The sequence below is a fragment of the Leptolyngbya sp. Cla-17 genome (genome assembly GCF_016807185.1).
GTDB lineage: Bacteria > Cyanobacteriota > Cyanobacteriia > Leptolyngbyales > Leptolyngbyaceae > ULC077BIN1.
Genome location: NZ_JAEVYN010000002.1, coordinates 725,653 through 741,039, shown reverse-complemented (window position 1 = coordinate 741,039; position 15,387 = coordinate 725,653). Strand labels below are relative to the sequence as shown.

The following is a 15,387-nucleotide window of genomic DNA, read 5'->3' as shown; positions in this document are numbered from 1 at the left end:
TCATTGCGTTCTTTTTCCGCTATTTACCCAACAGTTTAACAATGCCAATTCCACCAAAATAAAGCGCCGTGATGGCTCCACCGAGTAAGCTCTGTGTGAGTGGGTCGGTGGAAGGGGTTAACACCGCGCCAATCACTGCCGCACCCACCAACACAAACCGCCACCCCGACAGCATTTGCTGCGAAGAGACAATTCCCAGCAAGCCTAGCAATGCTTGAATAATCGGCACTTGAAACGCCAATCCTGTACTAAACAGCAGCAGCAGCACAAATTCAAAATATTTTTCGATCGACCAGCTTTGCTCCACCACATCCGCGCCGTAAGTGATGAAGAAGTTAAGCGCAGCGGGAATCAATGCAACGTAGGCAAACGCCAATCCTGCCACAAACAAAATGCTGGAGCCAAACACAATCGGAGCCAACAGCCGCCTCTCTTTTCGAGTCAGACCGGGGACAACAAATGCCACGATTTGATACAAAATCACTGGACTTGCCACCAAAATGCCGCAATACCCCGCTACTTTGATCGAAACGAAAAAATACTCCCCTGGGGCAAGCTGAAGAAATTTCACACCCTGCGCCGGAATTTCGAGCAGTTGCACAATATATTTAACCCCAGCAAAGCAGGCGATCGCGCCGACTCCCACCGCAATTAGCGCATAAAAGATCCGCTGCCGCAGTTCTTCTAAATGATCAAACAAAGACATCTCTTTTTCGTCGGGCAGGTCATCATCTAAATTTGCATCTAGATCTGCCGAGTCATGAGCAAAATCAGCTTGATGGGTAATCTCAGAGATTGCATCATCCTGGGCTAAATCCTGATTGAAGGTTTCTAGGTCTGAAGGCGCTGTCATGGGCTGAAACACTTATGCAAAAAGCTGTTCATTTATTGTATCCAGGTGAGTCATCAATCTTGACCGAGAGACGGTAGGTTTAAAAGTGCTATTGTGTGTAGAAATTTTGAGAAGGAAAACAGCATGGATCGGCTTAAAACTCAAGCGGGCAAGCTATGGCAGCTTATTTCTAACCCGTCAACGGCTGCAACCTATCAGCAAACCCTGGGCACGACCTGGGCAATTATTAAAGAAACGGGATTAGTGCTCTGGCTGGTCGTGTGTCTGGTTCTCGTGTTAGGCGATTGGTTTTGGAAGGCATCTTATGCAACGGGTCAAAAAACTCGCACCTGGATAGAGACGATGCAAACAAGTGCCCAAGATCCCGCAGAAGCAGGCAGCAGCGATCTGTTAGGTAAAACAGGGCAATCGTTACTAACAGTGGGACAAACGAGCTTGGCAGCAGCACTGGCAGCAGCCAAAGGGCAACTGGGCATCGATACCGAAACGCCAGCCTCCCAACCCATAGCATTAATATCGCCCGCTCCCGAAGAAGTCGCTCCTGCGCCCACCGTGCCTGTCGCATCTCCAGCGCCCGAAATCTCTTCTGACGATATCCTCTGAAACACACAAAATGTGTCAGGGATTGCATCAGACAATGGGGCACCCTAGAGAAACTGTCATGGCTTGCCAATATATCGATTATGGAAAACGAGCCTTTATCGATTGCAGACATTGCTCCAGAAGATTGGAATTCTACGCCAGAGACGGTGAAGCAATTAGTGGAGGCATTGCTGGCAAAGGTCAAGCAGCGTGAAGTTTTACTAAAGCATAAAAGCCGTCTCACACAGTTTTTGGATGCAACTCCGATTGGCATTGCAGTCTATGAATCTACTGGGCAGTTAGCCTACATTAACCATATTGGGCAAGAGCTGCTGGGCATCGATCGCCATTCTGAAGCCCAAGCCAATCTACGGCCTGAAACCTTTCAGGTCTATCGCACCTCCAGCCAACTGCTTTATCCCATTGAGGAGCTACCCACCACTCTGGCACTCGCTGGGAAAGCAGCCCAAGTGGACGATTTGGAAATTCATCGTGCGGATCAAGTAGTGCCGCTAGAGGTGTGGGCAACCCCGATTCTTGACGATCGCGGACAGGTTGAATACGCGATCGCCGCCTTTCAAGATATTACGGAGCGCGTCCGTAGCGAGGCTAAACGACAACAAGTTGAACAGGCGTTGTCTGCCAGTGAACACCGCTATCGGCAGGTGGTGCAAGCCCAAAGCGACTTTATTTTGCGATCGCTGCCCGATACCACCATCACCTTTGCCAATGATGCCATGTGCGACGCCTTGGGTTATCCGTTAGAACAGGTAACTGGACAAAAATGGTGTGATTTTGCCCATGCCGATGAATTACCCACCATTCTCCAAAAGATTGCTGCCCTCACACCTCACAACCCCAGGTTTTTCGCAGAAAATCGCGATCGCCGTGCGAATGATCAGGTGGGCTGGACGCAATGGCTCAACGAGGGAATTTTTAACGACCAGGGGCACTTGGTTGAGTTGCAATCGGTTGGTCGAGATATCACCGCATTGAAGCAAGCTGAAGCAGCGCGACGTAAGAGCGAGGAGCGCTACCGTCAGGTGGTTGAAACCATGCTCGAAGGAATTTGGATTATTGATGTTGCCAGCCGCACCACTTACGCAAATCCCCGCATGGCAGAAATGCTGGGCTATACGGCGGATGAAATGATAGGGAAGGATTTATTCCACTTCATGGATGAGTCAGGACAAGCGATCTCTAACCAAAACTTGGAACGTCGCAGGCAAGGGATCAAAGAACAGCATGACTTTCGGTTTAAGACGAAAACAGGACAGGATCTATGGGCTTTGCTTTCGACCAATCCCTTATATGACGATGTCGGCAACTATATTGGGGCGCTGGCAACGGTCACCGACATTACCCAGCGTAAACAAGCACAAACAGCCTTAGAGGAGAGCGAACAGCGATTTCGCAACTTGTTTGAGTCCATCCCTAAAATTGCGGTTCAGGGATACAATCGCCACCGCCAGGTCATTTACTGGAATGATGCTAGCGAAAAACTCTATGGCTACAGCAAAACAGAAGCTCTGGGCCAGCAGTTGGAGGATCTGATTATTCCCCCAGAGATGCGGCAGGCGTTGATTGCAGAGGTTGAAAGGTGTATCACGGAAAAACAACCTATTCCGGCAGGCGAATTGAGTTTAATGCATCAAGATGGCTCCAGAGTTACGGTCTATTCCAGTCACACCATGTTGGTTAATCCTAGTGGTGAAATGGAAATGTACTGTGTAGATATCGACTTAAGCGATCGCAAACGCGCAGAAGCTTTGCTATACCAAAGCGAACAAGCGCTGCGTCAGCGGATAGACCAAGAGCAAGCCCTGAGTCGAGTGGTGAAAGCAATCCGCCAGTCTTTAGAATTGGACGACATTTTTACGACTGCAACGGTTGAAATTGCCCATTTGCTGCAAGCCGATCGCTCTGCTGTGGTTCAATATTTATCAGAGCGTCAGTGCTGGAAGCATGTTTCTGAATATCGGCATAGCTCAGAAATCTCAAATACCTTGGGGACAGAAATACCCGATCAAGGAAACCCCCTTGCCGACCAACTGAAACAATTTAAAGTAGTTCGGATTGACAATCCAGTCACCCTTGAAGATGAGATCAATCAAGAATTTGCCAAAACCTTTCCCGGTTCTTGGCTCTTAGTGCCCCTGATTGTTGATCAAAAACTTTGGGGGAGTTTTAGTATGGTTCGATTGCAATCCACTTCTCCTTGGACGGAGGAAGAAGCGAATCTGGTGCAAACGATTGGCGACCAATTGGCGATCGCCATTCAGCAAGCGCAAGCATTCGAGCGCGCTCAAACCGAAATAACACAACGGCAACAAGCAGAAGCCTACCTCAGAGCCGCCCTTGCCGAGAAAGAAGTATTGCTAAAAGAAATTCATCATCGAGTGAAAAACAACTTACAGATTGTTTCTGGGTTGCTGCAACTGCAAGCCCACAGCCTGCAAGATTCCCCCGCTATCAACGCGCTTAGAGAAAGCCAAAATCGGGTCGAGTCTATGTCCTTGATCCACAAAAAGATATATATTGCATCAGACCTTGAACAAATTGATGCGGCTGATTACATTCAAAGCTTAGCCACCAGCCTGCTAACCACCTACAAAGTCTCGCTTGGGGCGATCGCCCTGCAAGTGGATGTGGAACCAGTGATTTTAAGTGTCGACCAAGGAATTCCCTGTGGATTAATCATCAACGAATTAGTCTCCAATGCTCTCAAGTATGCGTTTCCAGAAAACCAACCCGGAGAAATTCGGATTCAGTTACGGCAGGTTGGTCACGAGCTTGAGTTGATCATTCAAGACAATGGTATTGGAATTCCAGACCATTTAGATTTAAGCACCATCAACTCCCTGGGGCTTTCGCTGGTACACGCGTTGTCAACTGAGCAACTAGAAGGCAGCCTTGCGGTCGATCGCAGTCAAGGAACAATGTTCACGATAAAATTTCCACGTTTGCATCACGAAAACAGACTACACCACGAAAGTAGAGGTTGAATGGCTAGCACGAAGATTTTGGTTGTTGAAGATGAAGTAATCGTCGCTAAAACAATTACCAGTCAACTAAACCAGTTGGGATACATCGTGACAGGCACTGCTTCATCGGGTGAAATGGCGATCGCCAAAGTCATTGAAACTCAGCCCGATCTCATCCTCATGGATATTGTCTTAAAAGGCTCTATGGATGGGATTACAACCGCTGGTCAGATTCGAGAACAGGTTGATATTCCAATTATCTACCTGACCGCCTATGCCGACGACAGCACCCTCCAACGAGCAAAGGCAACTCAACCCTTTGGCTATATTGTGAAACCCTTTACCGCCGACGATTTACGCGTTGCCGTTGAGGTCGGTCTATTCAAACATCAAGTTGCCCGCGAACTGCAAGACAATCGAGACCAACTGGCAACGTTGCTACATTCCATGAGTGATGCCGTGATTGCCACGGATGCTGAGGGCGTAATCACATTTATGAACCCCGCCGCCGAAATGTTAACGGAATGGCAACAAGACGAAGCCCTAGGGCAATCGGTGACGAATGTATTTCAGCTAATCAATGAAGTGACTGAAACGCCTGCCGAAAACCCGATCTCCAAAGTATTAAAATCTCAACAGGTCGCGTATCTAGACCACTTCACTGCGTTGGTCACCAAAACTGGAAGCCTAATCCCTATTGGCGACAGCGCCTCTCCGCTCAAGCGACTCTCCGGCGAAATACTGGGAGCTGTCGTCGTGTTTTGGAATATCAGCGATCGCCGCCAGACCGAACTGCTATCTCAAGCATTAGAAAAAGAAAAAGAACTCAATCGGCTAAAATCTCAGTTTGTCTCCACTGTTTCTCACGAATTTCGCAACCCCTTAGCCATCGTTCGTACCGCCACAGAGCTATTAGAAGTCAGACAGAATCTGACAGAAACTCAAAAACACGCTTACCTACAACGAATTAAAATCTCTGTTCGCTCCATGAACCAATTGATGGAAGACGTATTATTTATGGGGCAAGCCGAAGCAGATCGGCTGGTTTATCAGCCTGCTCCGCTTCACCTGGAACAATTCTGTCAAGATCTAGCTGAAGAGTTTTTAATGTTTGACGGTCGTTCTCACAATATTGTCTTTAATAGTCAAGGAGATAGCCAAAATGCCTGGATAGATGAAAGGCTCTTGCGCTACATTTTGACCAACCTATTATCCAATGCAATTAAATATTCTCCACCTGGCACTACGGTGCAACTGACTCTCAGGATTGACGCATCCAACCGGATTGCAACGCTTTCAGTGCAGGATCAAGGCATTGGAATTTCCGAAGCGGATCAACCCCGATTGTTTGAGTCCTTTTTTCGGGCTGCTAATGTCACGTCGATTCAAGGTACGGGGCTGGGATTGGCGATCGTCAAGCGCTGTGTAGAGGCTCATTCCGGTCAAATTAATCTCACCAGCCAAGTGGGAGTAGGCACAACCGTCAGCGTCACCTTACCCCTCGATTTAGACCCTTAAAGTTTGACTCCACTACCTTTTACTTTTTTCCATACCGTATCCTGCCCGACGCGCAGTTCTTCAATGATTGCGCTAGACTATCAAGTCTGATAAGCCGTAACAATCATAGGAAAAAAGAATGGGAAGACGCTTAACTGCGACGAATGCTGATGCTGAAGAGTCATTGGATCAGCCAAAGACAGCAAAGAATCAGTCTAAGGCAGTTGAAGCGCCTCAGGAGGCGGGACTTGAAATGAAGCGCGATCGCGAAAAGCGTACAAATCGGCACCAATCAGCGACCGCTCAGACTCCCGTCACTTCCTCAACCTGGACAATTGAAAATAGCGAAGAACTGTACCGGATCAACGGCTGGGGTGAACCTTACTTTTCCATCAATGCCGCAGGACATGTGACTGTTTCTCCCCAAGGCGATCGCGGCGGTTCCCTAGATTTGTATGAACTGGTCAATTCCCTCAAGCTACGAAACCTAAACCTTCCCCTCCTGATTCGCTTCTCAGATATTTTAGAAGACCGGATTGAGCGGCTGAACGCAGCATTTGCCAAAGCGATTGCCCGTTATAACTATGAAGGTGCCTATCGCGGCGTATTTCCGGTGAAATGTAACCAGCAGCGCCACTTGGTCGAGTCGCTCGTCAAATTTGGCAAACCTTACCAATTTGGACTAGAAGCGGGTTCCAAGCCCGAACTAATGATTGCTCTGGCAAACCTAAAAACGCCGGGGGCTTTGCTGATATGCAACGGCTACAAAGACCGAGAATATGTTGAGATGGCAATTTTGGCGCAGCAGTTGGGCAAAATTGCCATCATCGTGCTGGAGCAGATTGAAGAAGTTCCGATGGTGATTGCCGCTAGCCGCAAATTGGGGATTTCTCCAGTCGTCGGTGTACGAGTGAAGCTGAGCAGTAAGGGAATTGGGCGTTGGGGAACTTCAGCAGGCGATCGTGCTAAGTTTGGCTTGACCATTCCCGAAATCCTTCAGACCGTCGATATGCTGCGGGAAGCGGATTTGCTCGATTCACTTCAGCTTTTGCACTATCACATCGGCTCCCAAATTTCGGCAATCTCTGTCGTCAAAGATGCCATCCGAGAAGCCAGTCAGGTTTACGTAGAACTGGCAAAGTTGGGCGCTGGAATGCGCTACCTGGATGTGGGTGGCGGATTAGGTGTAGATTATGACGGCTCCAAAACTAACTTCTACGCCTCTAAAAACTACAACGTACAAAACTACGCCAACGACATTGTGGCGGAGGTTAAAGAAGCTTGCGTTGAACGGGGTATCCCCATGCCAACGCTGATCAGCGAAAGCGGACGGGCGATCGCGTCTCATCAATCGGTGCTAGTCTTCAACATATTAAGTACGAGCGATGTGCCCACAGGCGCACCAGAACCTGTGCGGGAAGAAGAGCACTTGATTATCCGCAATCTTTGGGAAACCTACGACTCCCTCACGATGGATAACTATCAGGAGGCCTACCATGATGCGGCTCAGTTTAAAGAAGAAGCCGTCAGCTTGTTTAACTTTGGCTACGTCAGCCTGACAGAGCGTGCCCGTGCTGAACGGCTATTTTGGGCGTGCTGCCAAAAGATTTTAGAGATTGCCCGTCAGCAAGACTATGTGCCCGATGATTTGGAAGATCTGGAAAAAATCATGGCATCGATCTATTACATCAACCTGTCGGTGTTCCAGTCTGCACCGGACAGTTGGGCGATCGATCAGCTTTTTCCGATCATGCCTATCCATCGACTAGACGAAGAGCCAACCAAACGAGCAACCCTGGCAGATCTTACCTGCGATAGCGATGGCAAAATCGATCAGTTCATCGACCTGCGCGACGTGAAGCATGTGTTAGAGCTGCACCCACTCCACGCGGATCAACCCTACTATTTAGCAATGTTTTTGGGCGGTGCCTACCAAGAAATCATGGGCAACCTGCATAACCTGTTTGGCGATACGAATGCCGTCCACATCACTCTTACACCCAACAAGGGCTATCAAATTGACCATGTAGTCAAAGGTGACACCATGACGGAGGTACTGGGCTATGTTCAGTACGACTCAGAAGATCTAGTCGAAAGCATTCGTCAGCAAACCGAACAGGCCCTGCAAGAAAAGCGGATTAGTCTGCAAGACTCTCAACTGCTCCTGCAAAACTATGAACGGAGCCTGAGTCGCTATACCTACTTATCGTCGTGATATTTCCTGACGACCCGATAGGCTAAAGCGCAAACTTCCCAAGATGGCTCTTGATTCCTGCTTCTCATCGCGAAAGGTCTGGCAAACCGCTCAATTATTGCGGGAAGTCCATGTTATCTGGGCGCTTTAGTTTACCTGTGCAGCAGGAGTATCGTTACAATACGGGACTCGTAGCTTTCCTGACCCCTCATTAGTTAAAGTTGTTGTATGTGGTTGCTTTCAGGGAACTCTAAGCAAGTAATTTACATCGCACCAAAGTTTGAAACGTTGTCACGTATACAACCTAGTACTTCAAAGCAGTGATTCTAGATGGCTTCGTTGCCTACGTGTTGTTAAATAACAATATGTTGTTTTTGGGCTATTTTTGGAAGGACTGAGGCAAGGATTCATCCACCACCAGCCAAAATCCCAAACGATGCCTACCTATGTTGCCGTTAAGAAAAGTTGTGTTGCCAAGAGCCAAAAGAATTCCAATAGCTCCTTTCCTATCGGTTCTTTTGATCACAGTTAGAAGTTTATCGTCAGAAATTATGTCATGTCCGGGGAGTACTGAATGAGTCCTGAGCCGTCCTTAAATAAAAGTTCCATTCATGGGACATCTGAGCGAGCAACAGCAGAAGCTTCTCAGGTCATTTTGCCAAAAACCTTTGAGACTTCTTCAGTGATGGATGGAGATGGAGAGGATATCGCGTTTGCCAAAGCTCCAACGCTAATGATTGATTTGGAGGAAACTCCTAGCAGTGAAGGGGCTGAAAGTTTTGGTGTACCTCCTGAAATGCCTTTGAAGCATTACATTCAGGGGGTTATTCAGGGTCAACAATCGTATCTGATCACTAATTTGCTGGGTGAATCGCTCACTCTATTCCAACCCCAAATGGTATGGACTATTGGACGAAATCGGGGAGCTGCATTACCCTTGCGCGATCGCCTCTTGTCTCGTCGTCATGCCGTTATCATGTTTGTTTTGCAAGAAGGTTTTCACCTGGTTGATCTCAACAGCATGAACGGCTCATATTTGAACGGCACCCGTCTTCAACAACGACAGCTACTAAAAGATGGCGATCGCATCCGTTTGGGCACTGTGGAATTCAACTTTTTTATTAGCCAGATCAGTCGTACCATCGAGCCAATTCATCCCGAAGTACTCGCCCGATTTACCAGCTCAAAATCCTGTCAAGAAGGATTTATGGAATATTCTGCCTTGGAGGAACCAGAAATCTTGTTTACAGACCTACCAACGTGATTTAGGTGCAATAGGATTCACCGTTGGACATGTGCTATCCAACTTTGAGAGTCTCCCCACTTCACTCCTGTTTCAGCAACCAAAGCGCAGTGTAGGTCATCCCCGAATCATCTGGTTGAATTAGCAAAAAATGAAGTCCCTTTCCTAATTGCTTTCTTACTTCGTAGGTTTGAGCGGCGATCGCCATTTCTGCATCATCAAAAGTTGCCATCACCCAACGATCAACTAAACCTGCCTCTAAAATCAAGCCATCCGGTGTACCGGGTATATAGCTCAACGAGACGGGGCAAATCTTTTCTAGCCAACGAGCTAGCTGCATAGAACGTCGCCCCCCATCAATTACCACGCCTGAGATTAATACCGTGGATGCCAACCCCAAGCTAAGCGGCAAAATCTCAGGCGGCATATTGAGAATGGGAATCAAACGGTCTGAAAATGCTGGGATCAAGTCGCCCGCTGGTAAGGATGCAAAACGCCACTGAACGCCCAAGAGATTTTCAGAAACGGGTAGGGGTGGGGGTTTATCTAGGGCAACTGGCTGATACGGTTGGCTTGTGTAGTAAGGATAAGTAGGATAAACCAGCGATCGCTCCTCTAGCAAGCGCTTTAACGTGGGGGTGTGCCGAGTCGGCTCCACCTCAATCCCTAAAGGCTGAGCGGCAGTTTCTAGCAAAGAAAAAGATTGAGGACGAAAAACGCAAATCCGCTCTGGCTTAGGGTGTCCATCTGTTAAGAGCTGCTGTAGCTGCTGTCTGAGCCAGTCTGCTGTTGCTTGCGACTGAGCGCAAAAAAACGAGTGCTGAAGGTTGCCTTGGCGATCGCAAATCAGCAGTTCCCACAAAGCGTTTCCTGCCTCGTCTTGAAGCGGGCGACGATAAAAATCAAGTTCCCAAATAGACATACTCTAAAATCAAAAATATGGATCTATGTGCAAACAGCATCTAGTGCAAGTACTCTGATGGCTTGTACATCTCTGTACTATTTTGCGTTCAAAGTGCAAAACTCATAATACGATCGCCATCACGCTAATACGATCACCATCCTGCTCTCTTTATGACTTGTCACCATGACCGATCGCTTTATTGAAATTGGCAAAATTGTTTCAACGCAAGGGCTGAAAGGTGAAGTTCGAGTGTATCCCAATACCGATTTTCCTGAGCGCTTTTTGGAACCCGGTAAACGCTGGCTGCTAAGACCCGGAGGTAAAGATCCGCAGCCAACCCAACTGCTTCGTGGGCGTTATTTAGATGGCAAGGGTTTATACGTTGTCCAGCTAGAGGGAATTAATACAATCACCGATGCTGAAGGTCTACGCGATTCTAAACTGATGGTGCCTGAAGGCGATCGCCCTGCATTAGAAGAAGGCGAATTTCATATTCCAGACTTGATTGGTCTAGAAGTGTTTGATCAAGCAACACAAACCTTGGTAGGCACAGTTGTCAGCTTGATCCCTGCTGGAAATCACCTTTTGGAAGTGCAACGTCCCGACCCAGAAGCAAGCACTGTATTAATTCCTTTTGTAATGGCGATCGTGCCCATCGTTGATTTACACCGCCGCCGCCTCGAAATTACTCCTCCTGCGGGGTTAATTCCTGATGAGTCAATTGATAATTTACTCATCCCTTCGGCTGAAGGTGAGGGGGAAGAATCTACCCAGAGTTTATAGATTTGCCGTGGGAATTTTTACTTGTGTTGCTAAGATGTGTTAAAAGGCATTCTAAAATTTCATATCTTCAACCATTGCTTAGATAAAGCGTTAAAGTCTTTATTTTTAGCCCTTTTTTATACAATTGGCTGCATAATCCAAGGATACTTCTAACGCGATTGATTAAGATATTGCTTCTTCGCAGTTTCTTGCATAGCTAGCTAATCCTTCAAGCTAGATTAGTAGAGATATCTATTCATTTGTTTGAGCTTTTTACCACCATTCGCTCGATCTCATGAACCTTACCGCTCCGGCATCTTTCTCTGAGTTTACCGTCCCCGAATGGCTACAAGCGTGCTTAACCACCCGCCAAGTAGCCGCTGATTGTAGTGAGGCGCAAACGACTCGAACTGATGCTGATCTAGTCTGTCGCGCTTTTGAGTTCGCCTATCGCCTTCATCAAGGACAATATCGGGCTTCGGGAGAACCATACATCATGCATCCGATTGCTGTAGCAGGGCTACTGCGCGATTTGGGTGGTGGCAGTGCCATGATTGCGGCAGGATTTCTGCATGATGTGGTAGAAGATACTGAAATTACCTCTGATGAGTTGGAAGCGCAATTTGGTAAGGAGGTTCGCCTGTTAGTAGAAGGGGTGACCAAGCTTTCTAAGTTCAACTTTTCTAGTAAAACTGAGCGTCAAGCAGAAAACTTTCGCCGCATGTTCTTGGCAATGGCGCAAGACATCCGGGTGATTGTGGTAAAGCTAGCAGACCGCTTACACAACATGCGAACGCTAGAGCATTTATCGGATGCAAAACGATGTCAAATTGCTCTGGAAACGCGAGAAATTTTTGCTCCTTTGGCGAACCGCTTGGGGATTGGGCGATTAAAGTGGGAATTGGAGGATCTCTCGTTTAAATATTTAGAGCCAGATGCTTACCGAAGTATCCAAGAATTAGTTGCAGAAAAACGGATTGATCGCGAAACGCAGCTTAATGAACTAGCAAATAATCTGCGCGATCGCCTAGAACATATCGGTATTCGGGTGTTTGATCTCAGCGGACGACCCAAGCATCTGTATGGCATTTATCAAAAGATGCAGCAGCAACAAAAGGGCTATGACGAAATTTATGATGTTGCTGCGGTTCGCATCATTGTAGAAGCGAACGAAGACTGCTACAGGGCATTAGCGATCGTCCATGATATGTTTCGTCCTATTCCCGGACGATTTAAAGACTATATTGGCTTACCCAAACCCAACCGCTATCAATCCTTGCATACGGTTGTAGTTGGTACTACAGGTAGACCCTTAGAAGTGCAAATTCGCACTTTAGAAATGCACCATATTGCTGAGTATGGAATTGCCGCCCACTGGAAATATAAAGAGGCAGGCAATTCCAACGGGAATATGACAGGGACGGATGAAAAATTTACCTGGCTCCGGCAACTATTAGATTGGCAAAGTGATCTGAAAGATGCTCAAGAGTATTTAGAAAGCATCAGAGAGGATCTATTTGATGGGGAAGTGTATGTGTTCACACCCCAAAGCGATGTCGTGTCATTAGGACGTGGCGCAACGGCGGTAGATTTTGCCTATCGGATTCATACCGAGGTGGGAAACCACTGCGCCGGAACCCGCATCAATGGTCGGATGATGACCTTAGACACTCCTTTAAAGAATGGAGACATTATTGAAATTCTGACGAACAAAAGTTCTCATCCAAGCTTAGACTGGTTGAATTTTGTGGTTACGACGAGTGCCCGTAACCGGATTCGACAGTGGTATAAGCGATCGCACCGCGATGAAAACTTAGCTCGTGGGCGAGAAATGCTAGAGCGTGAGCTAGGGAAAAACGGGTTTGAAGCATTGCTCAAATCAGCACCTATGCTGGCAACTGTAGAACGATGTAATTATCACAGCGTAGATGATCTACTAGCAGCCATAGGGTATGGAGAAATCACCTTAAACCACGTAGTCAATCGCCTGCGAGAAACGGTTAAAGCACAACAACCGATCGCCACTGTTCCCCAATTATTACTGCCTTCAACAACACCCAAGGCACTCCCTTCGCCTTGCAAATCTCCAATTATTGGCGTAGAAGGGCTACTGTATCACTTAGCAGGCTGCTGCACTCCTGTTCCTGGGGAACCCATTATTGGTGTAGTGACCAGAAGCAACCGAGGTATCTCCATTCATCGACAAGGGTGTTCAAATGTTGAGCAGGTGCCGGGCGATCGCCTAGTTCCAGTTAGCTGGAATTCTACTCAAGAAGGAGAGCGCCCACAAACCTATCCTATTGATATACAAATTACAGTTATTGACCGGGTTGGCGTACTCAAAGACATTCTATCTCGTCTGACTGATAATAATATCAATGTTCGTAATGCCCAAGTCAGAACCTTTCCTGACCAGACGGCAGTAATTGACTTAGGTATCGATGTCCGCAATCATGACCAGCTTGAACGTACTTTTGCTCAGGTCAAAAAGCTCAGTGATGTTCTAAACCTCCACCGCCTGAGCCAGAGCGAAGATTAAGTATTGTGTGAAGGAATAATGATCACATTCAAATCTTTATGCAGTCTGTGCGAAGTTTCACTTTGAGGAGCCAGTGTGACGAGGAAGCTTTGAGGTCGTGCATTAGAATTAGTTCTTGAAGCTTTTCTTCCAAAAACTTCATCGTCAGATAAAGTATCCGTAGTGGACGCTTTTCAAAGTGACTTTCGATACTGATATAGACCGTTTTATTTCAGTATCATCCATTAAATAGCTGGCTAGAAGTATTTTTTAGCTTGAAGGGTACCTTGTCTGTGCCCCCAAATTTGTTTAGTCGTCACTTTATAATGCGGCGACTTCCGACTAGAATTAAACCCATAGTTCCAGTTGAATCGTCCAAACGGGTTGAGCTTATTTCTTTTCCATTCCTGAATTTGGGTCTGCTACCGTGAATACTTGGACAACCCGACATACGAGACACGCTGAACAAGATGAACAGCGTTTGTACGACCATTTTTTGCGCCTTGTGCAATCGGAACTACCCAGTGATCTAGTACAGCGCTTTCGATTGCTGTTTATTGATGGAACAGATTACCCTGATGTAGAGGTTAGTGCGGCACTTGAAAGATTTGCAGCTAATAAATCTACAGATCAAGAATTTCGGTTTGTATTAAACCGTTGCTGCCATATTTTAATTAATCGCTGGCAAGCTCGTCCTCAATATCAAACGTACATTCCTGAATTAATAGAGGTTTTTGAGTCATTACCTGGTCGTCCAATCCGGGAACATGCGAAATCGCGCGCTGCCCGTCGGTTACGGGAGCTTGTTAAAGACTTTGTGGATAGTGATCAATATCTGGCGCTGCGACGTTTAGCTCAAGTTACTAGCCAAAATACTGAAGCCAATCCTTTCGGAGTTCCCTTAGGCAAACTGATTCATCGGTATCCTTATTTATATGAGCATTGCTTAGTAGCCGAGGGTAGTACTCTTGAGCAACAGCAAACTATTCGTCATTTAAAGGCTAGGGCAGAGCGCCAATATGAGCTTGATCTATCTCAATTTGTCACCTACCAAGTGCGGCGATCGCAGATGAGCCGCAGCAATCTCCCTGATGTTGCCAGTCGAGTTTTACAGCCTGCCAAGAACCCAACATTATTGAGCGATGAAGCCCTTTGTATAGCAGTGAAGCATTTTGCAGGCAAATCGCAGGGATCTGACACCTATCGAGATTCAGCACAACGTTTTTTAACTCACAGTTCCCAAACGCCTTCCTTTCATTCCTTTAAAGATGATCTCTACCAATACATTACTGCCTCAGTAGATCCAGAATATGGAAATCGTCAGTTTAATAACCAACTTTATGCTCAACTGAATGCAACTCTGCCAGAGAGCAATGTTCATCGCGTAAATGATTTTCTCATCGTTAGAACCTGTAGCCAACTGCTCAATTTTTTGGTTGTTGAAAGTTCTCAAAAACCGAGCCACTTTGTGTTTGTTGATTTGCTTTCAAATCTTGGACCGGCCATAGCAACAGGCTTATTACTCAAAATTGCCCTAATTTGTCGCAAGGTTAAACCAAACTTAGAAAAACGCTTTTCTATTTTGTTTAGCCACTATGAATCTAGCAAACAAGAAAACGTACAATGGCTTGTTCAAGCAATGGAACATCTTAACTTGGCGCTGAGTACCAATTTCAGCACATTAGACCTATCTTTTATTAACCAATGGTCATTCTGAATAGTTCTTCGACAATACTCTGAACAGGATTAAGCGGCAAAGATTTTAGGTGAGCAGAGGTTTTCGGGTCGAGTAGAGAGGGTTCCTCCAATGTTTAGGCTTGCTTTGTATTCCCCGTTGCTCTCCCCTTTCG

The 15,387-nt window shown here is 46.8% G+C and carries 10 protein-coding genes; 8 read left to right on the top strand and 2 right to left on the bottom strand.

Translation table 11 applies throughout. The annotated features are described in order from the left end of the window. Positions 1-19 precede the first annotated feature (19 nt). Positions 20-853: a twin-arginine translocase subunit TatC gene (tatC, locus tag JOY44_RS14565; protein WP_171574396.1), complete on the bottom strand. Its 834-nt coding sequence runs from the start codon at positions 851-853 to the stop codon at positions 20-22. Between the two features lie 123 nt (positions 854-976). Here tatC and JOY44_RS14560 point away from each other — a divergent pair, with 123 nt between their 5' ends. The 5 genes from JOY44_RS14560 (at position 977) to JOY44_RS14540 (ending at position 9,374) form a co-directional block, all read left to right on the top strand. Beyond that, positions 977-1,456, top strand: a complete 480-nt coding sequence (locus tag JOY44_RS14560; protein WP_171574395.1) for a hypothetical protein — start codon at positions 977-979, stop codon at positions 1,454-1,456. Between the two features lie 80 nt (positions 1,457-1,536). Beyond that, a complete protein-coding gene (locus JOY44_RS14555; protein ID WP_171574394.1) occupies positions 1,537-4,440 on the top strand; it encodes a PAS domain S-box protein in 2,904 nt (967 codons plus the stop codon). Then, positions 4,441-5,937: an ATP-binding protein gene (locus JOY44_RS14550; RefSeq protein ID WP_171574393.1), complete on the top strand. Its 1,497-nt coding sequence runs from the start codon at positions 4,441-4,443 to the stop codon at positions 5,935-5,937. It abuts the gene before it with no gap. A 118-nt stretch (positions 5,938-6,055) separates the two neighbouring features. Then, positions 6,056-8,131, top strand: coding sequence for a biosynthetic arginine decarboxylase (speA, locus tag JOY44_RS14545; RefSeq protein ID WP_197985391.1), 2,076 nt, complete (start codon positions 6,056-6,058; stop codon positions 8,129-8,131). Positions 8,132-8,684: 553 nt separating this feature from the next. Next, a complete protein-coding gene (locus JOY44_RS14540; RefSeq protein ID WP_171574392.1) occupies positions 8,685-9,374 on the top strand; it encodes an FHA domain-containing protein in 690 nt (229 codons plus the stop codon). A 61-nt stretch (positions 9,375-9,435) separates the two neighbouring features. Here the strand turns inward: JOY44_RS14540 and JOY44_RS14535 are convergent, their stop codons facing one another. Further along, entirely contained in the window at positions 9,436-10,275 is an 840-nt protein-coding gene (locus JOY44_RS14535; protein WP_171574391.1) for a Tab2/Atab2 family RNA-binding protein, read from the bottom strand. A 165-nt stretch (positions 10,276-10,440) separates the two neighbouring features. On the opposite strand from JOY44_RS14535, the gene rimM reads away from it, so the two are divergent. The 3 genes from rimM (at position 10,441) to JOY44_RS14520 (ending at position 15,254) form a co-directional block, all read left to right on the top strand. Further along, positions 10,441-11,040: a ribosome maturation factor RimM gene (gene rimM / locus JOY44_RS14530; RefSeq protein WP_171574390.1), complete on the top strand. Its 600-nt coding sequence runs from the start codon at positions 10,441-10,443 to the stop codon at positions 11,038-11,040. Between the two features lie 274 nt (positions 11,041-11,314). Further along, positions 11,315-13,558 carry a RelA/SpoT family protein gene (locus JOY44_RS14525; RefSeq protein ID WP_171574389.1) on the top strand — a complete coding sequence of 748 codons (2,244 nt, stop codon included), beginning with the start codon at positions 11,315-11,317 and terminating at the stop codon, positions 13,556-13,558. Between the two features lie 406 nt (positions 13,559-13,964). Further along, positions 13,965-15,254: a hypothetical protein gene (locus JOY44_RS14520; RefSeq protein WP_171574388.1), complete on the top strand. Its 1,290-nt coding sequence runs from the start codon at positions 13,965-13,967 to the stop codon at positions 15,252-15,254. The last annotated feature ends 133 nt before the right edge of the window (positions 15,255-15,387 follow it).

Coding starts and splice junctions, on each gene's coding strand:
- tatC (WP_171574396.1), bottom strand. CDS start 853: ATGACAGCGCCTTCAGACCTAGAAACCTTCAATCAGGATTTAGCCCAG.
- JOY44_RS14560 (WP_171574395.1), top strand. CDS start 977: ATGGATCGGCTTAAAACTCAAGCGGGCAAGCTATGGCAGCTTATTTCT.
- JOY44_RS14555 (WP_171574394.1), top strand. CDS start 1,537: ATGGAAAACGAGCCTTTATCGATTGCAGACATTGCTCCAGAAGATTGG.
- JOY44_RS14550 (WP_171574393.1), top strand. CDS start 4,441: ATGGCTAGCACGAAGATTTTGGTTGTTGAAGATGAAGTAATCGTCGCT.
- speA (WP_197985391.1), top strand. CDS start 6,056: ATGGGAAGACGCTTAACTGCGACGAATGCTGATGCTGAAGAGTCATTG.
- JOY44_RS14540 (WP_171574392.1), top strand. CDS start 8,685: ATGAGTCCTGAGCCGTCCTTAAATAAAAGTTCCATTCATGGGACATCT.
- JOY44_RS14535 (WP_171574391.1), bottom strand. CDS start 10,275: ATGTCTATTTGGGAACTTGATTTTTATCGTCGCCCGCTTCAAGACGAG.
- rimM (WP_171574390.1), top strand. CDS start 10,441: ATGACCGATCGCTTTATTGAAATTGGCAAAATTGTTTCAACGCAAGGG.
- JOY44_RS14525 (WP_171574389.1), top strand. CDS start 11,315: ATGAACCTTACCGCTCCGGCATCTTTCTCTGAGTTTACCGTCCCCGAA.